This is a genomic window from Pseudomonas sp. P65(2024) (genome assembly GCF_057480955.1).
In genome coordinates, this window is record NZ_JBLIYX010000011.1 from 1 (window position 1) to 22,911 (window position 22,911).

The 22,911-nt window shown below is 59.1% G+C and carries 36 protein-coding genes; 34 read left to right on the top strand and 2 right to left on the bottom strand.

What is annotated here, in order from left to right:
- The 31 genes from AC25MA_RS15755 to bfr all read left to right on the top strand — a co-directional run.
- On the top strand, positions 1-121 hold a 121-nt coding region (locus AC25MA_RS15755; protein WP_080963315.1), incomplete at its 5' end, for an EF-Tu C-terminal domain-related protein.
- A 141-nt stretch (positions 122-262) separates the two neighbouring features.
- Positions 263-574 carry a 30S ribosomal protein S10 gene (rpsJ, locus tag AC25MA_RS15760; protein ID WP_003103876.1) on the top strand — a complete coding sequence of 104 codons (312 nt, stop codon included), beginning with the start codon at positions 263-265 and terminating at the stop codon, positions 572-574.
- An 80-nt stretch (positions 575-654) separates the two neighbouring features.
- Positions 655-1,290: a 50S ribosomal protein L3 gene (gene rplC / locus AC25MA_RS15765; RefSeq protein WP_011531887.1), complete on the top strand. Its 636-nt coding sequence runs from the start codon at positions 655-657 to the stop codon at positions 1,288-1,290.
- A 12-nt stretch (positions 1,291-1,302) separates the two neighbouring features.
- Positions 1,303-1,905, top strand: coding sequence for a 50S ribosomal protein L4 (gene rplD, locus AC25MA_RS15770; RefSeq protein WP_008089819.1), 603 nt, complete (start codon positions 1,303-1,305; stop codon positions 1,903-1,905).
- Positions 1,902-2,201 carry a 50S ribosomal protein L23 gene (rplW, locus tag AC25MA_RS15775; protein WP_003255484.1) on the top strand — a complete coding sequence of 100 codons (300 nt, stop codon included), beginning with the start codon at positions 1,902-1,904 and terminating at the stop codon, positions 2,199-2,201. Before rplD ends, rplW begins: the two co-directional genes overlap by 4 nt.
- Positions 2,202-2,215: 14 nt before the next feature.
- Positions 2,216-3,040, top strand: a complete 825-nt coding sequence (gene rplB, locus AC25MA_RS15780) for a 50S ribosomal protein L2 (protein ID WP_027915105.1) — start codon at positions 2,216-2,218, stop codon at positions 3,038-3,040.
- 16 nt (positions 3,041-3,056) lie between these two features.
- Positions 3,057-3,332 carry a 30S ribosomal protein S19 gene (rpsS, locus tag AC25MA_RS15785; RefSeq protein ID WP_003255482.1) on the top strand — a complete coding sequence of 92 codons (276 nt, stop codon included), beginning with the start codon at positions 3,057-3,059 and terminating at the stop codon, positions 3,330-3,332.
- A gap of 11 nt (positions 3,333-3,343) precedes the next feature.
- Entirely contained in the window at positions 3,344-3,676 is a 333-nt protein-coding gene (gene rplV / locus AC25MA_RS15790) for a 50S ribosomal protein L22 (protein WP_003103908.1), read from the top strand.
- Positions 3,677-3,689: 13 nt separating this feature from the next.
- On the top strand, positions 3,690-4,376 hold the full coding sequence (rpsC, locus tag AC25MA_RS15795; protein ID WP_011531889.1) for a 30S ribosomal protein S3: 687 nt from the start codon (positions 3,690-3,692) through the stop codon (positions 4,374-4,376).
- Between the two features lie 12 nt (positions 4,377-4,388).
- Complete coding sequence (gene rplP, locus AC25MA_RS15800) at positions 4,389-4,802, top strand: 50S ribosomal protein L16 (RefSeq protein ID WP_009397508.1); 414 nt, start codon at positions 4,389-4,391, stop codon at positions 4,800-4,802.
- Positions 4,802-4,993 (top strand): 50S ribosomal protein L29, encoded by a 192-nt coding sequence (gene rpmC / locus AC25MA_RS15805; protein WP_002555481.1) that lies wholly within the window; start codon positions 4,802-4,804, stop codon positions 4,991-4,993. Before rplP ends, rpmC begins: the two co-directional genes overlap by 1 nt.
- Positions 4,994-4,995: 2 nt before the next feature.
- Positions 4,996-5,262 carry a 30S ribosomal protein S17 gene (rpsQ, locus tag AC25MA_RS15810; protein ID WP_003255478.1) on the top strand — a complete coding sequence of 89 codons (267 nt, stop codon included), beginning with the start codon at positions 4,996-4,998 and terminating at the stop codon, positions 5,260-5,262.
- A 23-nt stretch (positions 5,263-5,285) separates the two neighbouring features.
- The gene (gene rplN, locus AC25MA_RS15815) at positions 5,286-5,654 is read left to right on the top strand and encodes a 50S ribosomal protein L14 (RefSeq protein WP_008089810.1); all 369 of its coding nucleotides are present in this window, start codon (positions 5,286-5,288) and stop codon (positions 5,652-5,654) included.
- Positions 5,655-5,665: 11 nt separating this feature from the next.
- Positions 5,666-5,980 (top strand): 50S ribosomal protein L24, encoded by a 315-nt coding sequence (gene rplX / locus AC25MA_RS15820; protein ID WP_003255476.1) that lies wholly within the window; start codon positions 5,666-5,668, stop codon positions 5,978-5,980.
- 20 nt (positions 5,981-6,000) lie between these two features.
- Complete coding sequence (rplE, locus tag AC25MA_RS15825) at positions 6,001-6,540, top strand: 50S ribosomal protein L5 (RefSeq protein WP_012316517.1); 540 nt, start codon at positions 6,001-6,003, stop codon at positions 6,538-6,540.
- A 13-nt stretch (positions 6,541-6,553) separates the two neighbouring features.
- Positions 6,554-6,859 (top strand): 30S ribosomal protein S14, encoded by a 306-nt coding sequence (gene rpsN / locus AC25MA_RS15830; protein ID WP_011531890.1) that lies wholly within the window; start codon positions 6,554-6,556, stop codon positions 6,857-6,859.
- A gap of 209 nt (positions 6,860-7,068) precedes the next feature.
- Positions 7,069-7,461: a 30S ribosomal protein S8 gene (gene rpsH, locus AC25MA_RS15835; RefSeq protein ID WP_028690236.1), complete on the top strand. Its 393-nt coding sequence runs from the start codon at positions 7,069-7,071 to the stop codon at positions 7,459-7,461.
- A gap of 12 nt (positions 7,462-7,473) precedes the next feature.
- The gene (rplF, locus tag AC25MA_RS15840; RefSeq protein WP_028690237.1) at positions 7,474-8,007 is read left to right on the top strand and encodes a 50S ribosomal protein L6; all 534 of its coding nucleotides are present in this window, start codon (positions 7,474-7,476) and stop codon (positions 8,005-8,007) included.
- Positions 8,008-8,017: 10 nt separating this feature from the next.
- Positions 8,018-8,368 (top strand): 50S ribosomal protein L18, encoded by a 351-nt coding sequence (gene rplR / locus AC25MA_RS15845; RefSeq protein ID WP_011531893.1) that lies wholly within the window; start codon positions 8,018-8,020, stop codon positions 8,366-8,368.
- Between the two features lie 3 nt (positions 8,369-8,371).
- Complete coding sequence (gene rpsE, locus AC25MA_RS15850) at positions 8,372-8,872, top strand: 30S ribosomal protein S5 (protein ID WP_023629184.1); 501 nt, start codon at positions 8,372-8,374, stop codon at positions 8,870-8,872.
- Positions 8,873-8,874: 2 nt separating this feature from the next.
- Positions 8,875-9,051 carry a 50S ribosomal protein L30 gene (gene rpmD, locus AC25MA_RS15855; RefSeq protein ID WP_028690238.1) on the top strand — a complete coding sequence of 59 codons (177 nt, stop codon included), beginning with the start codon at positions 8,875-8,877 and terminating at the stop codon, positions 9,049-9,051.
- Positions 9,052-9,054: 3 nt separating this feature from the next.
- Positions 9,055-9,489, top strand: coding sequence for a 50S ribosomal protein L15 (gene rplO, locus AC25MA_RS15860; RefSeq protein ID WP_011531896.1), 435 nt, complete (start codon positions 9,055-9,057; stop codon positions 9,487-9,489).
- Positions 9,490-10,821: a preprotein translocase subunit SecY gene (secY, locus tag AC25MA_RS15865; RefSeq protein ID WP_003257108.1), complete on the top strand. Its 1,332-nt coding sequence runs from the start codon at positions 9,490-9,492 to the stop codon at positions 10,819-10,821.
- A gap of 30 nt (positions 10,822-10,851) precedes the next feature.
- A complete protein-coding gene (gene rpmJ, locus AC25MA_RS15870) occupies positions 10,852-10,968 on the top strand; it encodes a 50S ribosomal protein L36 (protein WP_011531897.1) in 117 nt (38 codons plus the stop codon).
- Positions 10,969-11,099: 131 nt separating this feature from the next.
- The gene (rpsM, locus tag AC25MA_RS15875) at positions 11,100-11,456 is read left to right on the top strand and encodes a 30S ribosomal protein S13 (RefSeq protein WP_003255457.1); all 357 of its coding nucleotides are present in this window, start codon (positions 11,100-11,102) and stop codon (positions 11,454-11,456) included.
- Between the two features lie 18 nt (positions 11,457-11,474).
- Complete coding sequence (gene rpsK / locus AC25MA_RS15880; RefSeq protein ID WP_003255454.1) at positions 11,475-11,864, top strand: 30S ribosomal protein S11; 390 nt, start codon at positions 11,475-11,477, stop codon at positions 11,862-11,864.
- 15 nt (positions 11,865-11,879) lie between these two features.
- Positions 11,880-12,500 (top strand): 30S ribosomal protein S4, encoded by a 621-nt coding sequence (gene rpsD / locus AC25MA_RS15885; RefSeq protein ID WP_023629185.1) that lies wholly within the window; start codon positions 11,880-11,882, stop codon positions 12,498-12,500.
- A 22-nt stretch (positions 12,501-12,522) separates the two neighbouring features.
- A complete protein-coding gene (locus tag AC25MA_RS15890; RefSeq protein ID WP_003255452.1) occupies positions 12,523-13,524 on the top strand; it encodes a DNA-directed RNA polymerase subunit alpha in 1,002 nt (333 codons plus the stop codon).
- A gap of 42 nt (positions 13,525-13,566) precedes the next feature.
- Positions 13,567-13,953, top strand: coding sequence for a 50S ribosomal protein L17 (gene rplQ / locus AC25MA_RS15895; RefSeq protein WP_003255451.1), 387 nt, complete (start codon positions 13,567-13,569; stop codon positions 13,951-13,953).
- 170 nt (positions 13,954-14,123) lie between these two features.
- Positions 14,124-15,563, top strand: a complete 1,440-nt coding sequence (locus tag AC25MA_RS15900) for a catalase (RefSeq protein ID WP_250164711.1) — start codon at positions 14,124-14,126, stop codon at positions 15,561-15,563.
- Between the two features lie 163 nt (positions 15,564-15,726).
- Positions 15,727-16,191 carry a bacterioferritin gene (gene bfr, locus AC25MA_RS15905; protein ID WP_028690240.1) on the top strand — a complete coding sequence of 155 codons (465 nt, stop codon included), beginning with the start codon at positions 15,727-15,729 and terminating at the stop codon, positions 16,189-16,191.
- Between the two features lie 70 nt (positions 16,192-16,261).
- Here the strand turns inward: bfr and uvrA are convergent, their stop codons facing one another.
- A complete protein-coding gene (gene uvrA, locus AC25MA_RS15910) occupies positions 16,262-19,096 on the bottom strand; it encodes an excinuclease ABC subunit UvrA (RefSeq protein WP_050703559.1) in 2,835 nt (944 codons plus the stop codon).
- A 129-nt stretch (positions 19,097-19,225) separates the two neighbouring features.
- On the opposite strand from uvrA, the gene AC25MA_RS15915 reads away from it, so the two are divergent.
- Both AC25MA_RS15915 and AC25MA_RS15920 read left to right on the top strand, forming a co-directional pair.
- Entirely contained in the window at positions 19,226-20,620 is a 1,395-nt protein-coding gene (locus AC25MA_RS15915; RefSeq protein WP_062361853.1) for an MFS transporter, read from the top strand.
- A gap of 9 nt (positions 20,621-20,629) precedes the next feature.
- Positions 20,630-21,175 carry a single-stranded DNA-binding protein gene (locus tag AC25MA_RS15920; protein ID WP_028690243.1) on the top strand — a complete coding sequence of 182 codons (546 nt, stop codon included), beginning with the start codon at positions 20,630-20,632 and terminating at the stop codon, positions 21,173-21,175.
- 113 nt (positions 21,176-21,288) lie between these two features.
- On the opposite strand, the gene AC25MA_RS15925 is transcribed toward AC25MA_RS15920, so the two are convergent.
- Entirely contained in the window at positions 21,289-21,786 is a 498-nt protein-coding gene (locus tag AC25MA_RS15925; protein WP_197866268.1) for a GlcG/HbpS family heme-binding protein, read from the bottom strand.
- Positions 21,787-21,957: 171 nt separating this feature from the next.
- Here AC25MA_RS15925 and AC25MA_RS15930 point away from each other — a divergent pair, with 171 nt between their 5' ends.
- Positions 21,958-22,827, top strand: coding sequence for a DMT family transporter (locus tag AC25MA_RS15930; protein ID WP_028690250.1), 870 nt, complete (start codon positions 21,958-21,960; stop codon positions 22,825-22,827).
- Positions 22,828-22,911 lie beyond the last annotated feature (84 nt).

Here is a 22,911-nt window from a genome sequence, read left to right on the forward strand (position 1 = left end):
CAACATCCAGATGACTGTCACCCTGATCAAGACCATCGCAATGGAAGACGGTCTGCGCTTCGCCATCCGTGAAGGCGGTCGTACCGTCGGCGCCGGCGTCGTGGCCAAAATCATCGAGTAATCACTCGATCGGTTGAAAAAACCCCCGCTCAGCGGGGGTTTTTTTTATTGGGTTGACACTAATTTGGGGCGTCTATAGAATCACGCCTCCTTTTAACGGGCGTAGTGCGCCCGATGGGAACAGCCTGGAGTCTGAAATCCAATGCAAAATCAGCAAATCCGTATCAGGTTGAAGGCTTTCGACCATCGCCTGATCGACCAATCCACCCAGGAAATCGTGGAAACCGCGAAACGTACTGGTGCACAAGTGCGTGGTCCAATTCCACTGCCAACCCGCAAAGAGCGTTTCACCGTTCTGATCTCCCCGCACGTCAACAAAGACGCGCGTGATCAGTACGAGATTCGCACTCATAAGCGCGTTCTGGACATCGTCCAGCCAACGGATAAAACCGTTGATGCGCTGATGAAGCTTGATCTCGCGGCAGGCGTGGAAGTGCAGATCAGCCTCGGCTAAGACTTCGGTCTGGTCGTGTAACGCTCTGAAATGGGCGGCCATAGCGGGTGAAAGCCCCGTACACTCATGAGGTTTACAACATGACTATTGGTGTAGTCGGTCGAAAAGCGGGCATGACCCGTATTTTCACCGAAGAAGGTGTCTCCATTCCGGTCACGGTCATCGAGATCGAGCCGAATCGCGTCACCCAGTTCAAAACTGAAGAAACCGATGGCTACCGTGCAGTGCAAGTCACTGTCGGCGAGCGTCGTGCTTCGCGTGTGACTGCCGCTCAGGCAGGCCACTTCGCCAAGGCTAACGTTGCCGCTGGTCGCGGTGTCTGGGAGTTCCGTCTTGAAGAAGGCGATTTCCAGGCTGGCGATCTGATCAAAGCTGAACTCTTCACTGCAGGCCAGCTGGTAGACGTAACCGGTCAGTCCAAAGGTAAAGGCTTCGCCGGTACCATCAAGCGTTGGAACTTCCGTGGTCAAGACAACACCCACGGTAACTCCGTATCGCACCGTGTCCCTGGCTCCATCGGCCAGTGCCAGACTCCTGGTCGTGTATTCAAGGGCAAGAAAATGTCCGGTCACATGGGCGCCGAGCGCGTGACTGTTCAGTCCCTGGAAGTAGTACGCGTAGACGCTGAACGCAACCTGCTGCTGATCAAGGGTGCCGTCCCAGGCGCTACTGGCGGCGACGTGGTCGTGCGTCCGGCTGTCAAGGCTCGCGGTTAAGGGGAAACTGACATGCAACTTAATGTAAATGACGCTCAGGCGATCGAAGTTTCCGAACTGACCTTCGGTGGCGAATTCAACGAGACGCTGGTACACCAAGCAGTCGTGGCCTACATGGCCGGCGGCCGTCAGGGCACCAAGCAGCAGAAGACCCGTTCTGACGTGGCCGGTGGCGGTAAGCGCCCATGGCGTCAGAAAGGTACTGGCCGTGCTCGTGCCGGTACTACCCGTGGTCCGATCTGGCGTGGCGGTGGTGTAACCTTCGCAGCTCGTCCTCAAGATCACTCGCAGAAGCTCAACAAGAAGATGTACCGCGCAGCCCTGCGCTCCATCCTCGCTGAGCTGGTGCGTAGCGACCGTCTGGTCGTGGTTCAGGACTTCGCTGTTGAAGCGCCGAAAACCAAGGATCTGCTGAACAAGCTGAACGGCATGGGTCTGAACGACGTTCTGATCGTTTCCGACGCTGTTGATCAGAACCTGTACCTGGCTGCTCGCAACCTGCCGCACGTCGACGTACGTGACGTTCAAGGTTCCGACCCGGTCAGTCTGATCGCATACGAGAAAGTGTTGATCACTGTCTCGGCCGTGAAGAAATTCGAGGAGCTGCTGGGATGAACCAGGAACGCGTATTCAAAGTCCTCCTTGGCCCGCACGTTTCCGAGAAGGCTACCGTTCTGGCTGAGAAAAAAGGCCAGTTCGTATTCAAGGTTGCTACCGATGCAACCAAGCTGGAAATCAAGAAAGCTGTCGAAGGCCTGTTCAACGTAAAAGTTGAAAACGTGTCGACTGTCAACGTTCTGGGTAAAACCAAGCGTACCGCACGTGGTCTGGGCAAGCGTAATGACTGGAAGAAGGCGATCGTCTCCCTTCAGCCAGGCCAAGATCTCGATTTCAGCAGCAGTGCTGAGTAAGGAAGGGGTGCATCATGGCAATCGTTAAATGCAAACCGACTTCCCCTGGCCGCCGTTTCGTGGTCAAGGTGGTCAACAAGGAGCTGCACAAAGGCGCTCCTCACGCACCGCTGCTCGAGAAGAAATCGAAGTCTGGTGGTCGTAACAATAATGGCCGCATCACCACTCGTCACGTTGGTGGTGGTCATAAGCAGCATTACCGTCTGGTTGACTTCCGTCGCAACGACAAAGATGGCATCCCAGCCACTGTCGAGCGTATCGAATACGACCCGAACCGTACTGCTCACATCGCCCTGCTGTGCTACGCAGACGGCGAGCGTCGCTACATCATCGCCCCTAAAGGCGTGAGCGCTGGCGACCAGCTGATCGCAGGTGCCCTGGCCCCAATCAAGGCCGGTAACTCCCTGCAACTGCGCAACATCCCAGTAGGTAGCACCATTCACGGCATCGAACTGAAGCCGGGTAAAGGTGCTCAGATCGCTCGTTCCGCTGGTGCTTCGGCTCAGCTGATCGCTCGTGAAGGTGTCTACGTGACCCTGCGTCTGCGCTCTGGTGAAATGCGTAAAGTCCTGGCTGAGTGCCGTGCGACCCTGGGCGAAGTCTCGAACTCCGAGCACAGCCTGCGTTCGCTGGGTAAAGCTGGTGCCAAACGCTGGCGCGGCGTTCGCCCAACCGTTCGTGGTGTTGCCATGAACCCGGTTGACCACCCGCATGGTGGTGGTGAAGGTCGTACCTCCGGTGGTCGTCATCCGGTATCGCCATGGGGCTTCCCAACCAAGGGTGCTAAAACCCGTGGTAATAAGCGTACCGACAACATGATCGTCCGTCGTCGCAAGTAACTAGAGGGATACGACAGTGCCACGTTCTCTGAAAAAAGGTCCTTTTATCGATCTTCACCTGTTGAAGAAGGTCGAAGTGGCGGTGGAGAAGAACGATCGCAAGCCAGTTAAAACCTGGTCGCGCCGTTCGATGATCCTGCCACAAATGGTCGGTCTGACCATCGCGGTACACAACGGTCGCCAGCACGTCCCAGTTCTCGTGAACGAAGACATGGTCGGCCACAAACTGGGCGAGTTCGCCGGTACCCGCACCTACCGCGGGCACGTGGCTGACAAGAAAGCCAAGCGTTAAGGGGTAAGGAAATGGAAGTAGCCGCTAAGTTGTCGGGCGCTCGCATCTCCGCCCAGAAAGCCCGCTTGGTCGCCGACCAGATCCGCGGGAAGAAGGTGGGCGAAGCGCTCAACCTGTTGGCCTTCAGCAGCAAAAAAGCCGCTGAAATCATGAAGAAAGTCCTCGAGTCGGCCGTTGCCAACGCCGAACACAACGAAGGCGCAGACGTTGATGACCTGAAGGTCTCCACCGTCTTCGTCAACGAAGGGCGTTCGCTGAAGCGCATCATGCCACGTGCCAAAGGCCGTGCTGATCGCATCGTCAAGCGGTCTTGCCATATCACTGTCAAGGTTGCGGACAAGTAACGGAGTCGATCAGATGGGTCAGAAAGTACATCCCACTGGCATTCGCCTGGGAATCGTCAAGGAGCACACCTCCGTCTGGTACGCAGACGGCGCGACTTACGCAGATTACCTGCTGAAGGATCTGCAAACTCGCGAGTACCTCCAGGACAAACTAAAAAGCGCGTCCGTAAGCCGTATCGATATTCATCGTCCGGCTCAAACTGCACGCATCACCATCCACACCGCTCGTCCCGGTATCGTTATCGGCAAGAAAGGTGAAGATGTTGAGAAGCTGCGTCAGGACCTGACCAAGCAGATGGGTGTGCCTGTGCACATCAACATCGAAGAGATCCGCAAGCCGGAACTCGACGCTATGCTGGTTGCTCAGAGCGTTGCCCAGCAGCTGGAGCGCCGCGTTATGTTCCGTCGCGCCATGAAGCGCGCCGTACAGAACGCCATGCGTATTGGTGCCAAGGGCATCAAGATCCAGGTGAGCGGTCGTCTCGGCGGTGCCGAGATCGCACGTACCGAGTGGTATCGCGAAGGTCGTGTGCCTCTGCACACCCTGCGTGCCGATATCGACTACAACACCTACGAAGCTCACACCACCTACGGTGTGATCGGTGTGAAGGTTTGGATCTTCAAAGGCGAAGTAATTGGTGGTCGCCAGGAAGAGCTGAAGCCTCAAGCACCAGCGCCTCGTAAAAAAGCTGCTAAGTAAGGGGTACGCCAAATGTTGCAACCAAAGCGTACAAAATTCCGCAAGCAGATGACCGGCCACAACCGTGGTCTGGCACTGCGCGGTAGCAAGGTCAGCTTCGGCGAGTTCGCTCTGAAAGCTGTCGCCCGCGGTCGTCTCACCGCTCGCCAGATCGAGTCGGCACGTCGTGCCCTGACCCGTCACGTAAAACGTGGCGGTAAGATCTGGATCCGTGTCTTCCCGGACAAGCCGGTTACCAAGAAGCCTCTCGAGGTTCGTATGGGTAAAGGTAAAGGTTCCGTGGAATACTGGGTTGCCCAGATTCAGCCAGGCAAAGTCCTGTACGAGATCGAGGGTGTTTCTGAAGAGCTGGCGCGCGAAGCTTTCGCTCTGGCCGCTGCAAAGCTGCCTCTCGCCACCTCCTTTGTTAAGCGGACGGTGATGTGATGAAAGCGAATGAACTTCGTGAAAAATCCGCACAGCAACTGAATGAGCAACTGCTCGGCTTGCTGCGCGACCAGTTCAATCTGCGCATGCAGAAAGCAACTGGCCAGTTGGGGCAGTCGCACCTGCTCTCGCAAGTTAAGCGTGACATCGCTCGCGTGAAAACTGTGCTCAACCAGCAGGCAGGTAAGTGATCATGGCTGAAGCTGAAAAAACCGTCCGTACGCTGACTGGCCGTGTCGTCAGCGACAAAATGGACAAGACCATCACCGTTCTGATCGAGCGTCGCGTAAAGCACCCGATCTACGGTAAATACGTTAAGCGTTCGACTAAGCTGCACGCGCACGACGAAGCCAACCAGTGCAAGATCGGCGACAAGGTTTCCATCCGTGAAACCCGTCCGCTGGCCAAGACCAAGTCCTGGGCACTGGTTGAAGTCCTCGAACGCGCTGTTGAAGTCTAAGGGCTAAGGGTCGGAGAAATTTTATGATTCAGACTCAATCCATGCTCGATGTGGCCGATAACAGCGGCGCTCGTCGCGTCATGTGCATCAAGGTGCTCGGCGGTTCCCACCGTCGTTACGCCGGTATCGGTGACATCATCAAAGTTACCGTCAAGGAAGCAATTCCTCGCGGTAAGGTCAAGAAAGGCCAGGTGATGACCGCTGTTGTCGTCCGTACCCGTCACGGTGTACGTCGCGCTGACGGTTCCATCATTCGTTTCGACGGCAACGCTGCTGTTCTGCTGAACACCAAGCAAGAGCCGATCGGTACTCGCATCTTCGGGCCAGTGACCCGTGAACTTCGTACCGAGAAGTTCATGAAGATCGTCTCGCTCGCCCCTGAAGTGCTCTAAGGAGATCCGACATGCAAAAGATTCGTCGTGACGACGAGATCATCGTGATCGCCGGCAAAGACAAAGGTAAGCGCGGTAAGGTGCTGAAGGTTCTCGCTGACGACCGTCTGGTCATCGGTGGTGTCAACCTGGTCAAGCGCCACACCAAGCCTAACCCGATGGCGGGCGTCCAGGGCGGTATCGTCGAGAAAGAAGCGCCTCTGCACGCTTCCAACGTTGCCATCTTCAACGGCGAAACCAACAAGGCTGACCGCGTTGGTTTCAAAGTAGAAGACGGTAAAAAAATTCGTGTCTTCAAGTCGACCCAAAAAGCGGTTGATGCTTGAACACTGCTAGGTAGAAGACCATGGCACGACTGAAAGAGATTTACCGGAACGAAATCGCTCCTAAGCTTAAGGAAGAACTTAAGCTGTCGAACGTGATGGAAGTTCCGCGCGTTACCAAAATCACCCTGAACATGGGTCTGGGCGAAGCGATCGGCGACAAGAAAGTCATCGAGCACGCTGTTGCCGACCTGGAAAAGATCACCGGTCAAAAGCCGGTCGTGACTTTCGCTCGTAAATCCATCGCGGGCTTCAAAGTCCGTGAAGGCTGGCCGATCGGTGTCAAGGTGACCCTGCGTCGCGAAAAGATGTACGAGTTCCTGGACCGCCTGCTGGCGATCTCCCTGCCACGGGTTCGCGACTTCCGCGGCCTGAATGCCAAGTCCTTCGACGGTCGTGGCAACTACAGCATGGGCGTGAAAGAGCAGATCATCTTCCCGGAAATCGATTACGACAAGATCGATGCTCTGCGCGGTTTGGACATCACCCTGACCACCACTGCTCGTTCGGACGACGAAGGCCGCGCTCTGCTGCGTGCTTTCAAGTTCCCGTTCCGCAACTGATTGGAGTAGGAAAATGGCCAAGAAGAGCATGAAGAACCGCGAGCTGAAGCGTCAGCTCACGGTAGCCAAGTTCGCTAAGAAGCGTGCTGAGCTGAAAGCGACCATCGTCAACCTGAACGCCTCTCCTGAAGAGCGTTTCGCTGCCGTTGTCGCCCTGCAGAAGCAACCACGTGACGCCAGCGCCTCGCGCCTGCGTAACCGTTGCCGCCTGACCGGTCGTCCGCACGGTGTATACCGTAAGTTCGGCCTGGGCCGTAACAAGCTGCGCGAAGCCGCCATGCGCGGTGACGTGCCAGGTCTGGTCAAGGCCAGCTGGTAATCCCGGTTGGCGTGACGCCGGCGTGAGGGGAGTAATCTTCCGACCGCCGGTGACCTCGCAACGAAACAAGCCCCTACATGGGGCTTGTTTCGTTTCTGCCTTGTGTCTAGAATGACCGGCTCACCTGAGCCTGGGTTTTTTGCCCTGCCTGCTCGGGTGGTTGTGATAGCCGCAAGGCTAATAATTCTTGTATCAGGAGCATCTAGCCCATGAGTATGCAGGACCCGTTAGCGGACATGCTAACTCGCATCCGTAATGCCCAGATGGCTGAAAAGTCTGTCGTAAGCATGCCTTCTTCCACCCTGAAGGTCGCGGTTGCCAAAGTACTGAAAGACGAAGGCTACATCGCCAGCTACGAAGTGACCGGCGAAGCCAAGCCTTCCCTGTCGATCGAGCTGAAGTACTTCGAAGGCCGTCCGGTCATCGAAGAGCTGAAGCGTACCAGCCGTCCTGGTCTGCGCCAGTACAAGGCCGTTACCGAGCTGCCGAAAGTACGTGGCGGCCTGGGCGTGTCTATCGTCTCCACCAACAAAGGTGTGATGACTGACCGCGCTGCGCGCGCTGCCGGTGTCGGCGGCGAAGTTCTGTGCACAGTGTTCTAAGGGGAGATAGGCATGTCTCGCGTCGCTAAGAACCCCGTTAAGCTGCCAGCAGGCGTCGAAGTCAAATTCGCCGGCCAGCAGCTTTCGGTGAAGGGTGCCAAGGGCACTCTCGAACTGAACGTTCACTCGTCTGTTGAAGTTACCGAAGAAGCTGGTGAGCTGCGTTTCGCACCTCGCAACGGTGATCAGCAAGCTCGCGCCATGGCCGGTACCACCCGCGCCCTGGTCAACAACATGGTCCAAGGCGTAAGCCAAGGCTTCGAGCGCAAGCTCCAGCTGGTCGGTGTTGGTTACAAGGCACAGGCCAAGGGCACCGTCCTGAACCTGGCCCTGGGCTTCTCGCACCCAGTGGATTACGAACTGCCAGCCGGTATCACCGCTGAAACCCCAAGCCAGACCGACATCCTGATCAAGGGTATCGACAAGCAGCTGGTGGGTCAGGTGGCCGCTGAAGTCCGCGGTTTCCGTCCGCCAGAGCCTTACAAGGGCAAGGGTGTGCGTTACGCGGACGAAGTAGTCCGTCGTAAAGAAGCCAAGAAGAAGTAGGGCCTAGCAAATGACCGACAAAAAAGTTACTCGACTGCGTCGCGCTCGCAAAGCACGCCTGAAAATGCACGAGCTCGAAGCCGTGCGTCTGTGCGTGTTCCGCTCCTCGCAGCACATCTACGCCCAGGTCATCTCGGCCGACGGCAGCAAGGTTCTGGCAAGCGCCTCGACCTTGGACAAAGAACTGCGTGATGGCGCCACCGGCAACATCGACGCGGCCACTAAGGTTGGCAAGCTGGTAGCTGAGCGTGCGAAAGCCGCCGGTGTATCTCAAGTTGCCTTTGACCGTTCCGGCTTCAAGTACCACGGCCGCGTCAAGGCGCTGGCTGATGCTGCTCGTGAAGGCGGGCTGGAGTTCTAAGTTATGGCAAATAACGATCAAAAGCGCGACGAAGGCTACATCGAGAAGCTGGTTCAAGTTAACCGCGTAGCCAAAACCGTAAAAGGCGGCCGTATCTTCACCTTCACCGCGCTGACCGTGGTGGGTGATGGCAAGGGTCGTGTTGGCTTTGGCCGTGGCAAATCGCGCGAAGTACCTGCCGCGATCCAGAAAGCCATGGAAGCTGCTCGTCGCAACATGATTCAGGTTGACCTGAAGGGCACCACCCTGCAGTACGCCACCAAGGCCGCCCACGGCGCCTCGAAGGTCTACATGCAGCCTGCCTCGGAAGGTACCGGTATCATCGCCGGTGGCGCAATGCGTGCCGTCCTGGAAGTTGCTGGTGTTCAGAACGTCCTGGCCAAGTGCTACGGCTCGACCAACCCGGTGAACGTGGTTCACGCCACCTTCAAGGGTCTGAAAGCCATGCAATCCCCTGAGTCCATTGCTGCCAAGCGCGGCAAGACTGTTGAGGAGATCATCTGATCATGGCAACCGTAAAAGTAACGCTGATCAAGAGCACCGCCGGCCGCCTGCCTAACCACAAACTGTGCGTTAAAGGTCTGGGTCTGCGTCGCATCGGTCACACTGTAGAAGTCCAGGATACTCCCGAGAATCGCGGGATGATCAACAAGGCTTACTACATGCTGAAGGTCGAGGGTTAATCGATGAAACTCAATGATCTGAGTCCAGCGCCGGGTTCCCGTCGCGAGAAGCACCGTCCGGGCCGTGGTATCGGTAGCGGTCTGGGCAAGACCGGTGGCCGTGGTCACAAAGGTCAGACCTCCCGTTCCGGTGGTTCCATCGCTCCAGGCTTCGAAGGCGGTCAACAGCCGCTGCACCGTCGCCTGCCGAAGTTCGGCTTCGTTTCCCTGAAAGCCATGGACCGCGCAGAAGTGCGTCTGTCCGAGCTGGCCAAGGTGGAAGGCGATCTGATCACCGTTCAGTCCCTCAAGGACGCCAACGTGATCGGCCAGCACGTACAGCGCGTGAAAATCATGCTGTCGGGCGAAGTCACTCGCGCAGTCACCCTCAAGGGTATCGCCGTCACCAAAGGTGCACGTGCGGCTATCGAAGCAGCTGGCGGCAAGTTCGAGGAATAAATGGCTAAGCAAGGTGCTCTCTCTTCGCTCGGTAAGGGCGGGATGTCGGAACTCTGGGCTCGTCTGCGCTTTCTGTTCATGGCGATCATCGTCTATCGGATTGGCGCGCACATCCCAGTGCCAGGCATTAACCCGGACCGTCTCGCGGATCTGTTCCGGCAGAATGAGGGGACCATTCTTAGCTTGTTCAACATGTTTTCCGGTGGCGCGCTGGAGCGCATGAGCATCTTTGCACTGGGGATCATGCCGTACATCTCGGCATCGATCATCATGCAGCTCATGACCGCTGTCAGCCCGCAACTGGAGCAGTTGAAGAAGGAAGGTGAAGCTGGCCGTCGCAAGATCAGCCAGTACACCCGCTACGGCACCGTTATCCTGGCGCTGGTCCAAGCCATTGGCATGTCCATTGGCCTGGCCAACCAGGGCGTGGCGTTTTCTGTGGGCCTGGGCTTCCATGTCGTCGCCGTCTCCACCTTCGTGGCGGGCGCGATGTTCATGATGTGGCTCGGCGAGCAGATTACCGAGCGCGGTGTGGGCAACGGTATCTCGATGTTGATCTTCGCGGGTATCGTTGCCGGTCTTCCGAGAGCAATCGGGCAGTCTTTCGAGTCTGCGCGTACAGGCGATATCAACATTTTCGCCCTGGTCGCTATCGGTTTGCTGGCAGTAGCGATTATCGGCTTCGTGGTGTTCATTGAGCGTGGTCAGCGTCGTATCGCCGTTCACTACGCCAAGCGTCAGCAGGGCCGCAAGGTCTTCGCTGCGCAGACCAGCCACCTGCCGCTGAAGGTGAACATGGCGGGCGTAATCCCGGCCATTTTCGCGAGCAGCATCTTGCTGTTCCCGGCTTCGCTGGGTGCCTGGTTCGGTCAGTCCGAAGGTATGGGCTGGCTGCAGGACATCTCGCAGTCGATCGCTCCTGGTCAGCCGTTGAACATTCTGCTGTTTAGTGCAGGGATCATCTTCTTCTGCTTCTTCTACACAGCGTTGATGTTCAACCCGAAAGACGTAGCGGAAAACCTGAAGAAGTCCGGTGCCTTTATTCCGGGTATCCGTCCTGGTGAGCAGTCGGCGCGCTACATTGATGGCGTCCTGACCCGTCTGACCATGTTCGGTGCTCTTTACATGATGGCCGTGTGCCTTCTGCCCCAGTTCCTGGTGGTGGCAGCAAACGTGCCGTTCTACCTTGGCGGGACCTCGTTGCTGATTGTGGTAGTGGTTGTGATGGACTTCATGTCCCAAGTACAATCGCACCTCGTTTCGCACCAGTACGAATCCCTGATGAAGAAAGCCAACCTGAAAGGCTACGGCGGCAGCGGTCTGCTGCGCTGATTTAGCCCCTTAAGGTTCGAGGAGTCGGTAATGAAAGTTCGTGCATCGGTGAAAAAGCTGTGCCGCAACTGCAAGATCATTCGTCGCGAAGGTATCGTGCGCGTGATCTGCAGCGCGGAACCGCGTCACAAGCAGCGCCAAGGCTGAGTGTGATCCGCGCTTCAAACCCAGCAGCTAGTGTGCTGCTGGGTTGATTATTCGTTTCTACAGCGATATTATCTCGCGCCCTATTTCTTGGCTTCCGGGGCGTAGGTAGCTGTCAATTGGAGTCCCACTGAATGGCCCGTATTGCAGGCGTCAACATTCCAGATAACAAGCATACTGTTATCTCGCTGACCTACATCTATGGTGTCGGTCGCACTACCGCGCAGAAAATCTGTGCGGACGCTGGTGTAAACCCAGCCGCTAAGATCAAGGATCTGAGCGACGAGCAAATCGAAACCCTGCGTGGCGAAGTCGCGAAGTTCACCACCGAAGGTGACCTGCGCCGTGACATCAACATGAAGATCAAGCGCTTGATGGACCTGGGTTGCTACCGCGGCCTGCGTCATCGTAAAGGTCTGCCGGTTCGCGGTCAGCGCACCAAGACCAACGCACGCACCCGTAAGGGCCCGCGTAAGCCGATCCGCAAGTAATCGCCCAGGAATATAGACATGGCAAAACCTGCTGCTCGTCCTCGTAAAAAAGTCAAAAAGACAGTGGTTGATGGCATCGCCCACATCCATGCGTCTTTCAACAACACCATCGTGACCATCACCGACCGTCAGGGCAACGCACTGTCCTGGGCTACTTCCGGTGGTTCGGGTTTCCGTGGTTCGCGCAAATCCACCCCGTTCGCAGCCCAGATCGCTGCTGAGCGTGCTGGTCAAGCTGCGCTGGAATATGGTCTGAAGAACCTCGACGTCAACGTCAAGGGTCCAGGTCCAGGTCGTGAATCCGCCGTTCGTGCACTGAACAGCTGCGGCTACAAGATCGCCAGCATCACCGACGTGACGCCAATCCCGCACAACGGGTGCCGTCCGCCGAAGAAGCGTCGCGTGTAATCAGGAGACAGATAAATGGCACGTTACATTGGTCCAAAATGCAAACTGTCTCGCCGTGAAGGCACTGACCTGTTCCTGAAGAGCGGCGTTCGCGCTCTGGAATCGAAGTGCAACATCGAAGCAGCCCCAGGTATCCACGGCCAGCGCCGTGGCCGTCAGTCCGACTACGGTACCCAGCTGCGCGAGAAACAAAAAGTCCGTCGTATCTACGGTGTTCTGGAGCGTCAGTTCCGCGGTTATTACCAAGCTGCTGCCTCGAAAAAAGGCGCAACCGGTGAGAACCTGCTGCAACTGCTCGAGTGCCGTCTGGATAACGTCGTCTACCGTATGGGCTTCGGCTCGACTCGTTCCGAGTCCCGCCAGCTGGTTTCGCACAAAGCGATCAGCGTCAACGGTAAGACTGTGAACATTCCATCCTACCAAGTTCGTCCGGGTGACGTGGTCTCGGTTCGCGAGAAGTCGCTGAACCAGCTGCGCATTGTTCAAGCCCTTGAACTGTGCGCCCAGCGTGGCCGCGTTGAGTGGGTTGATGTGGATGCTGCTAAAAAGTCGGGCGTTTTCAAGAACGTTCCTGCTCGCAGCGACCTGTCCGCCGACATCAACGAAAACCTGATTGTCGAGCTCTACTCCAAGTAAGGGCTAGAAAATAGGTGCATCCATGCAGATTTCGGTAAATGAGTTTCTGACACCCCGTCACATCGACGTGCAGGTTGTCAGTCCAACCCGCGCCAAGATCACGCTCGAGCCTCTCGAGCGTGGCTTCGGCCATACCCTGGGCAACGCGCTGCGCCGCATCCTGTTGTCCTCCATGCCTGGCTGTGCAGTAGTCGAGGCCGAGATCGACGGCGTACTCCATGAGTACTCCGCGATCGAAGGTGTTCAGGAAGACGTCATTGAAATCCTGTTGAACCTGAAAGGCCTGGCTATCAAACTGCACGGTCGTGACGAAGTTACGCTGACCTTGTCGAAAAAGGGTTCGGGGGTGGTTACCGCTGCCGATATTCAGCTGGATCACGATGTCGAGATCGTCAACCCCGATCACGTAATCGCGAACCTGGCGTCCAACGGCGCCCTGAACATGAAGCTCACCGTAGCTCGTGGTCGCGGTTACGAGCCGGCCGACTCCCGTCAGACCGACGAAGACGAAAGCCGCAGCATTGGCCGTCTCCAGCTGGACGCTTCGTTCAGCCCGGTGCGTCGTATCGCCTACGTGGTCGAGAACGCCCGTGTTGAACAGCGTACCAACCTGGACAAGCTGGTCATCGATCTGGAAACCAACGGTACTCTGGATCCTGAAGAGGCTATCCGTCGTGCCGCGACCATCCTGCAACAGCAGCTGGCCGCGTTCGTCGACCTCAAAGGTGACAGCGAGCCGGTTGTGGTCGAGCAGGAAGACGAGATCGATCCGATCCTGCTGCGCCCGGTTGACGACCTGGAACTGACCGTACGTTCGGCCAACTGCCTCAAGGCGGAGAACATCTACTACATCGGCGACCTGATTCAGCGTACCGAAGTAGAGCTGTTGAAGACTCCTAACCTGGGCAAGAAGTCCCTGACTGAAATCAAGGACGTCCTGGCCTCCCGTGGTCTTTCCCTCGGCATGCGCCTCGACAACTGGCCGCCTGCAAGTCTTAAGAAAGACGACAAGGCGACTGCCTGATCGTCGTAATCACCGAACGTAGTGTTTGGTAAGGAATGAATCATGCGTCATCGTAAAAGTGGACGTCACCTGAGCCGTACCAGCTCTCACCGCAAGGCTATGTTCCAGAACATGGCAGTGTCGCTGATCGAGCACGAGCTGATCAAAACCACCCTGCCGAAAGCCAAGGAACTGCGCCGCGTTGCCGAGCCGCTGATCACCCTGGCCAAGGAAGACAGCGTCGCCAACCGTCGTCTGGCCTTCGACCGTACCCGTTCGAAGTCCGCCGTTGGCAAACTGTTCAACGACCTGGGCAAGCGTTACGCCACCCGTCAGGGCGGCTACCTGCGCATCCTGAAGTGCGGTTTCCGCGCTGGCGACAACGCGCCTATGGCGTACGTCGAGCTGGTTGATCGTCCGGTCGGTGGTGCTGTAGAAGCTGCCGAGTAAGACGTTCTGTCTGCTGCAAAGAACCGGGCCTAGGCCCGGTTTTTTGTTGTCTCATGAATTGTTATTTTCTATTGATGTAAGTCAGGTAATGAATTTGTTCTTGTAACATGGGTCGACAATACTCTCTCCAAGCCGATTAGCCGGCCGTTCAAGACCGATCAGGAGAGCCCATGAGCAAGATTCTCACCACCGCAAGCGGCGCGCCCGTAGCCGACAACCAGAATTCCCGTTCCGCAGGCCCTCGCGGCCCGCTGCTGCTCGACGATTTCCACCTGATCGAGAAGCTCGCCCACTTCAACCGCGAGAATATCCCCGAGCGTCGCGTGCACGCCAAGGGCTCCGGCGCCTACGGCACCTTCACCGTCACCCGCGATATTACCGAACTCACCAGTGCCAAACTGTTCGACAGCATCGGCAAGCAGACCGAAACGTTCTTGCGCTTCTCCACCGTGGGCGGTGAACGCGGCTCGGCGGACACCGAGCGCGACCCGCGTGGTTTTGCGGTGAAGTTCTACACCGAGGAAGGCAACTGGGACATTGTTGGCAACAATACGCCGGTGTTCTTCATCCGTGATCCGCTGAAGTTCCCCGACTTCATCCACACCCAGAAGCGCCACCCGCAGACCAATCTGAAGAACGCGCAGATGATGTGGGACTTCTGGTCGCACTCGCCCGAGGCGTTGCATCAGGTCACCATCCTGTTCTCCGACCGCGGCATCCCGGACGGCTACCGCCATATGCACGGTTTCGGCAGCCACACCTACAGCCTGATCAACGCCAAGGGTGAGCGCACTTGGGTCAAGTGGCACTTCAAGACCCAGCAGGGGATCAAGAACCTGGCGCCGGCCGAGGCCGCCCGACTGGCGGGCAGCGACCCGGACTACGCCCAGCGCGACCTGTTCCAGGCCATCGAGCGCGGTGACTTCCCGCGTTGGACCGTGTGCATCCAGGTGATGAGCGAAGCCGAGGCCGCCAGCCGTGACGAGAACCCCTTCGACGTGACCAAGACCTGGTCGCAGAAGGACTACCCGTTGATCGAGGTCGGCGTGCTGGAACTCAACCGCAACCCGCTCAACTACTTCGCCGAAGTCGAGCAGGCGGCGTTCGGTCCCAGCAACATGGTGCCCGGGGTCGGCCTGTCGCCGGACCGCATGCTGCAGGGCCGCGTGTTCGCCTATGCCGATGCTCATCGCTACCGGGTAGGCACCAACCATCAGCACTTGCCGGTCAATGCGCCACGTTGCCCGGTGCACAGCTACCAGCGCGATGGTTCCATGGCCACCGGCGCCTACGGCAGTGCTCCGAACTACGAGCCCAACAGCTACACGGATGCACCGAAACAGTCGCCGCGCCATGCAGAGCCGGCATTGGCCCTGAACGGTTCGGCGCACCGCTACGACCACCGCGAAGACAACGACTACTACAGCCACGCCGGCGCGCTGTTCCGCCTGATGAATGATGAACAGAAGGCGCTGTTGATCGGCAACATCGCCGGCGCCATGGCGGGGGTCAGCGAGGACGTTATCCAGCGTCAGTTGCAGTACTTCTTCAAGGCCGACCCGGCTTATGGAGAAGGGATTGCTAAGGCCCTGGGGATGAATCTTGGCTAACTGGAAGTGATAAGAAGAACCGCCCTCATTAGGGCGGTTTTTCAATGAATATCACTACTGTTTAGCCGATTATTTGCTTCTGATTGCGCATTTTTCAGTGACCGCGAGCAAAACCTGGTTCACACTATGTCCCATAGCCGTATTCACAGGGAGAAGCAGGGCGATGCAAGGTCACCCGGACGTAATCAACTACCTCGTCACGTTGCTGAAGGGCGAACTGGCAGCACGCGATCAGTACTTCATTCACTCGCGGATGTACGAAGACTGGGGCCTGACCAAGCTCTACGAACGTATCAACCACGAGATGGAAGAAGAGACGCAGCACGCCGACGCCCTGATGCGCCGTATCCTAATGCTCGAAGGCACCCCAGACATGCGCGCCGATGACCTGGAAGTGGGCAGCACCGTGCCGGAAATGATCGAGGCTGATCTCAAGCTCGAGTACAAGGTCCGCGCCGCGCTGTGCAAGGGTATCGAGCTGTGCGAGCTGCACAAGGACTACATCAGCCGCGACATCCTGCGCGCGCAGTTGGCCGATACCGAAGAAGATCACACCTACTGGCTGGAGAAGCAGCAGGGGCTGATCAAGGCCATTGGCCTGGAGAACTACCTGCAGTCGCAGATGTAATTTCTGTATTGCAGATGCCCCTGTGGGAGCGGGCAAACCCGCTCCCACAGGGTTTTTTTCGGGCCTGAAATCAGGCCCGATCGCGTTCCAGCAGCGGCTTGAGGTAATGTCCGGTATAGGACTGTTTCTTCTCGGCTAGCTCTTCCGGCGTACCGCAGGCAATGATCTGCCCACCCTTGGAGCCACCCTCCGGCCCCAGGTCGACCAGCCAGTCGGCGGTCTTGATCACATCCAGGTTGTGCTCGATCACCACCACGGTATTGCCGTGGTCACGCAGGCGGTGCAACACGTCCAGCAACTGCTGGATATCGGCGAAATGAAGACCTGTGGTCGGTTCGTCGAGGATGTACAGGGTCTTGCCGGTGTCCCGCTTGGACAGCTCGCGTGACAGCTTGACCCGCTGCGCCTCGCCACCCGACAGGGTGGTCGCCGATTGCCCCAGCTTGATGTACGACAGACCGACATCCATCAGCGTTTGCAGCTTGCGCGCCAGGGCCGGGACCGCATCGAAGAACTCGCGGGCATCCTCGATGGTCATTTCCAGTACCTCGTGGATGTTCTTGCCCTTGTACTTGATCTCCAGTGTTTCGCGGTTGTAGCGCTTGCTCTTGCACACATCGCAGGGCACGTAGATGTCCGGCAGGAAGTGCATTTCCACCTTGATCAGGCCGTCACCCTGACAGGCCTCGCAGCGCCCGCCCTTGACATTGAACGAGAAGCGCCCCGGGCCGTAGCCACGGGAACGTGACTCCGGCACGCCAGCGAACAGCTCGCGGATCGGCGTGAAGATACCGGTGTAGGTCGCCGGGTTGGAACGAGGCGTGCGGCCGATCGGGCTCTGGTCGATATCCACCACCTTGTCCAGGTGCTGCAGGCCATCGACGCTGGCGTGCGGCGCGGCCTCCAGGCTGCTCGCGCCGTTGAGCGCGGTGGCGGCGAGCGGGAACAGGGTGTTGTTGATCAGCGTCGACTTGCCCGAGCCGGACACGCCGGTCACGCAGGTCAGCAGGCCGATTGGCACTTCCAGGTCGACGTTCTGCAGGTTGTTGCCGCGCGCGCCCTTGAGCTTGAGCGACAGCTTCTTGTTGCGTGGGGTGCGCTTGGCCGGGACGACGATCTTCTTGCGCCCGGACAGGTACTTGCCGGTCAGCGAGTCGGGGTGCGCCATGACCTCTTCGGGCGAGCCCTCGGCGACGATCTGGCCGCCATGCACGCCAGCGCCCGGGCCGATATCCACCACGTAGTCGGCCAGGCGGATGGCGTCCTCGTCGTGCTCGACCACGATCACCGTGTTGCCCAGGTCGCGCAGGTGGTTGAGGGTGGCCAGCAGGCGGTCGTTGTCCCGTTGATGAAGACCGATGGACGGTTCATCGAGGATGTACATCACCCCGACCAGGCCGGCGCCGATCTGGCTGGCCAGGCGGATACGCTGGGCTTCGCCGCCGGACAGGGTATCGGCGCTTCGGTCCAGCGTCAGGTAGTCGAGACCAACGTTGACCAGGAACTGCAGGCGCTCGCAGATCTCCTTGAGGATCTTTGCCGCGATCTCGCCACGCCGCCCGGTGAGGGTCAGCTCGCCGAAGTAGTTGCTGGCTTCGCCGATCGGCAGGTTGGTCACCGCCGGCAGGGTCTTCTCGCCGACCCACACATGGCGAGCCTCACGACGCAGGCGGGTGCCGCGGCAGTCGGGGCAGGGCTGGGTGCCGAGGAACTTGGCCAGCTCTTCACGCACGGTGGCCGACTCGGTTTCGCGGTAGCGGCGCTCAAGATTGGGCACGATGCCCTCGAAGGGGTGCGAGCGCTTGACGATGTCGCCACGGTCGTTCAGGTACTTGAAATCGACGCTCTGCTTGCCGCTGCCCTGCAGGATGACCTTCTGGTGCTCGGCCGACAGTTCGCCGAACGGTTCCTCGAGGCTGAAACCGTAGTGCGCGGCGAGTGAACCGAGCATCTGGAAGTAATAGACGTTACGCCGATCCCAGCCACGTATCGCGCCTTCGGCCAGGGTCAGCTCGGCGTTGACCAGGCGCTTGGTGTCGAAGAACTGCTTCACCCCCAGGCCGTCACAGGTCGGGCAGGCACCGGCCGGGTTGTTGAAGGAAAACAGCTTGGGCTCCAGCTCGCTGATCGCATGGCCGCACACCGGGCAGGCGAAGCGTGCGGAGAAGATCACTTCCTCGCCGTCTTCGTCGTCCATCGGCGCGACCAAGGCGATGCCGTCGGCCAGCTTGAGCGCGGTCTCGAACGACTCGGCCAGGCGCTGCTGCAGGTCGGCGCGGACCTTGAAGCGGTCGACCACCACATCGATGCTGTGCTTCTTCTGTTTATCCAGCTTGGGCAGTTCGTCGAGCTCGTAGAGCTTACCGTTGACCCGTGCGCGGACGAAGCCCTGGGCACGCAGTTCGTCAAACACCGCCAGGTGCTCGCCCTTGCGCTCGCGGATCACCGGAGCCAGCAGCATCAGCTTGCTGCCTTCGGGCTTTTCCAGCACCAGGTCGACCATCTGGCTGATCGTTTGCGCCTCCAGCGGGATATCGTGGTCCGGGCAGCGAGGGGTACCGACGCGGGCATAGAGCAGGCGCAGGTAGTCGTAGATCTCGGTGATGGTGCCGACGGTCGAGCGTGGGTTGTGCGAGGTCGACTTCTGCTCGATGGAGATCGCCGGCGACAGGCCTTCGATGGTGTCGACATCGGGCTTTTCCATCATCGACAGGAACTGCCGGGCATAGGCCGACAGCGATTCGACGTAGCGGCGCTGGCCTTCGGCGTACAGGGTGTCGAACGCCAGCGAGGACTTGCCGGATCCGGACAGGCCGGTGATCACGATCAGTTTGTCCCGGGGCAGGGTCAGGTCGATGTTCTTCAGGTTGTGGGTACGTGCCCCACGGATCAGGATCTTGTCCACTACGGCCTCGCTCGGCGGGCATAAACAAAGGAGTATACGGCGCGCTGCCATTACGCGGCAAAGCGTCGCGTATATGCCGCCAAGGCGTCGGACTGATAGAATCGCCGCCGGTTCACACGAGGTTAATCCATGCACGACACCCACAACGAGCGCATGAGTGGCAGCGAAACCCGCGCTGCCAGCGGCCTGGCCCTGGTCTTCGCCTTTCGTATGCTGGGCATGTTCATGGTACTTCCGGTGCTGGCCACCTACGGCATGGACCTGGCCGGCGCCACGCCTGCGCTGATCGGTCTGGCCATCGGTGCCTACGGCCTGACCCAGGCCGTGCTGCAGATTCCGTTCGGAGTGATTTCCGACCGCATCGGCCGCCGCCCGGTGATCTACGTGGGGTTGATCATCTTCGCCCTGGGCAGCGTGCTGGCGGCCCAGGCCGATTCTATCTGGGGCGTGATCGCCGGGCGTATCCTGCAGGGCGCGGGGGCGATTTCCGCGGCAGTGATGGCGTTGCTGTCCGACCTGACCCGCGAGCAGCACCGGACCAAGGCCATGGCCATGATCGGCATGAGCATCGGCCTGTCGTTCGCCGTGGCGATGGTCGTCGGCCCGCTGTTGACTCGCGCCTTTGGCTTGTCAGGATTGTTCCTTGCCACCGCAGGACTTGCCCTGCTCGGCATCGGCCTGATCGCCTTCGTCGTGCCCAGTTCGCACAATGTGTTGACCCATCGTGAGTCCGGTGTCGCCCGTCAGGCCCTCGGCCCGACCCTGCGCAATCCGGACCTTCTGCGCCTGGATATCAGCATCTTCGTGCTGCACGCGATCCTGATGGCCAGCTTCGTGGCGCTGCCCCTGGCGTTCGTCGAGCGCGGCGGGCTGCCCAAGGAACAGCACTGGTGGGTGTACCTCACCGCGTTGCTGGTTTCATTTTTTGCAATGATCCCCTTCATCATCTACGGGGAAAAGAAGCGCAAGATGAAACGCGTGTTGCTCGGCGCGGTCAGTGTCCTGCTGCTGGTGGAGGTGTTCTTCTGGCAGTGGGCTGACAACTTGCGCGGACTGGTGATCGGCACCGTGGTATTCTTTACTGCATTCAACCTGCTGGAGGCATCCTTGCCTTCGCTGGTCAGCAAGGTGTCGCCTGCCGGTGGCAAGGGGACGGCGATGGGGGTTTACTCCACCAGCCAGTTCCTCGGCGCCGCACTGGGAGGCATCCTCGGTGGCTGGTTGTTCCAGCACGGTGGCTTGAGCATGGTGTTCCTGGGATGTGCCGTGTTGTGCGTCCTGTGGCTGCTCACTGCGTTGCGCATGAACGAGCCGCCGTACGTGACCAGCCTGCGCATGCCGCTGACGCCGGAAGCGGTCCGGGAAGCCGGGCTGACCGAGCGCCTGATGGCCGTGCCGGGTGTGACCGACGCCGTGGTGGTGGCAGAAGAAGCCGCCATCTATATCAAACTGGATACGAAAATTTTGGACCGTGCGACCCTCGAGCGTCTGGTGAACCCAGCCTCTGCGGCGTGCGAAGCCTAGGAGAACGTTATGGCCCGTGGGGTTAACAAAGTCATTCTGGTCGGTACCTGCGGTCAGGATCCCGAAGTCCGCTACCTGCCCAACGGTAACGCCGTGACCAACCTGAGCCTGGCCACCAGCGAGCAGTGGACCGACAAGCAGTCGGGCCAGAAGGTCGAGCGTACCGAGTGGCACCGTGTGTCGCTGTTCGGCAAGGTTGCCGAGATTGCCGGCGAGTACCTGCGCAAGGGTTCGCAGTGCTACATCGAAGGCAAGCTCCAGACCCGCGAGTGGGAAAAGGACGGCATCAAGCGCTACACCACCGAGATCATCGTCGACATCAACGGCACCATGCAGCTGCTCGGCGGTCGTCCGCAGGGTCAGCAGGGTGGTGGTGACCAATACAACCAAGGTGGTGGTAACAACTACAACCAAGGTGGCCAGCAGCAGTACAACCAGGCTCCTCGTCAGCAGGCTCCGCGTCCGCAGCAGGCGCCACAGCGCCCGGCGCCGCAACAACCGGCTCCGCAGCCAGCCGCTGACTTCGACAGCTTCGACGACGATATTCCGTTCTGATACTTCCAGGAGGCGCCATGGCTGCCTCCCGCGAAAACGGAGCTGAAACAAGAAACCCGCTTCATACCTGAAGCGGGTTTCTTTTTGTCTGAAGCCGGTGCTCTGACAAGGCGTCAGCCTTCCTCGAGTGCCGTTCTGGCAAATTGGGCGTCCAGTTCCGGCGTTGCTCCGCTGATACCGATGCCGCCGATATGCCTGCCGTTCGCGTCCATGATCGGCAGGCCGCCTTCCAGCAGGGTGAACCCGGGGAGCGAGGCGTAGGGATTGGCCGGCAGCGCGGTGCTGCGCTCGCCGAGCGAGCGGGTCGACAGAGGGAAGCGGGCGGATGTCTCTGCCTTGAGCTGCGCGACCTGGATGCTGCCGCTGCTGGTGCCATCCATGCGGTGGAAGTACTTCAGGTTGCCGTGGTTGTCGACGATGCTGATGACAATGGCAAAGCCTTGGGCGCGGGTGGCACGTTCTGCGGCATCGGCCATGCTCCGTGCTCGCTCGGTTGTGATCTGCTGCGTGGTGGGAGGCGTGTGAACATTGTCTGCCGTCGCCGCTACGGTGGGTTGAAGGAACACCGAAGTGCCAATCAAGAGAGTGGTCAAAAGGTACTTGATGCTCATGCCCGTGAGCCTCGTCCATGTGTGGCCCGTTAACCTAACAGGCACAGGATATTTCGCGACGTAGTACGTTTCCGATAGCGACGTAGTGCTGTTCTTGAATGCCGTCATGTGGCTTGAACTTTGGAACTGACGATGGCTATCGTCACGCTCCTCCCATTCAGGAACCGAGACATGGATGTGCTCATGGGGCTGCTGGCGGCCGTACTCTGGGGAGCCACCGACTTTCTGGTCGGCATGAATGCCCGGGCGGTCGGGGTAAAGCGGGCGGTATTCTTCGGACAGTTGTTGGGCCTGTTATTGATGGGGCTCATCATTGCCGTATCTTCCCAGCAACTCATCAAGATGGTCGCGGCCCCGGCGAGCGTGCTGCTGCTCGCCTGCCTGGCGGCGCTGTGTACCCTGAGCGGCGCGTTGGCTCTTTCGAAGGCGTTCGCGATCGGCAAGACCTCGGTGGTGGCGCCGCTGGTGACTTCCTATGGCGTGTTCACCACGCTGCTCGCCTGGCTGGGCGGCGAGACGCTGGGCACCTGGCAGATCTTCGGGTTGCTGACCTGCTTTCTGGGTGTGGTCCTGGCCAGCCGTGAGGCAAAGGGCGGCAGTGGGCAAGCGCCTGCGGACGGTCGGCTGTCGGTCGGCTTCGCCCTGCTGGCGGCGCTGCTGTATGGCGTCAGCTTCTGGGTTCAGGGCAAGTACGCCCTGCCAGTGCTGGGGCCGGTGAACATGCTGGCGCTGGGCTACGGGGTGGGGGTTCTGTTCCTGCTGCCTGAAGCACTGCGAATGTTTCGAAACCAGGTTACGGTCAGGCTCAAGACCTGGGGGACCTTGTGTGGAGCCAGCCTTTTCAACCTGGGAGGCTTCTCGGCGTTTTCCTGGGGCGCGTTGCATGGCTCGATCGCAGTCGTCACGGTGATCAGTACCTTGTCCGGAGGCATCGCCGCCATTCTCGGCTTCCTGTTCTACCGTGAGCGCCTGTCCCTGCTGCAGATCGTCGGGGTGCTCCTGGTGCTGGCGGGCGCGGTCCTGTTGCATCTGTATGGATAAGGCGGCGATTTGCCTTGCGCCTGATCCAGATCATCGCGCTTTGCAGATTCTTGACTAGGCTTAACAGTTGGCGGTGTCTGTCCA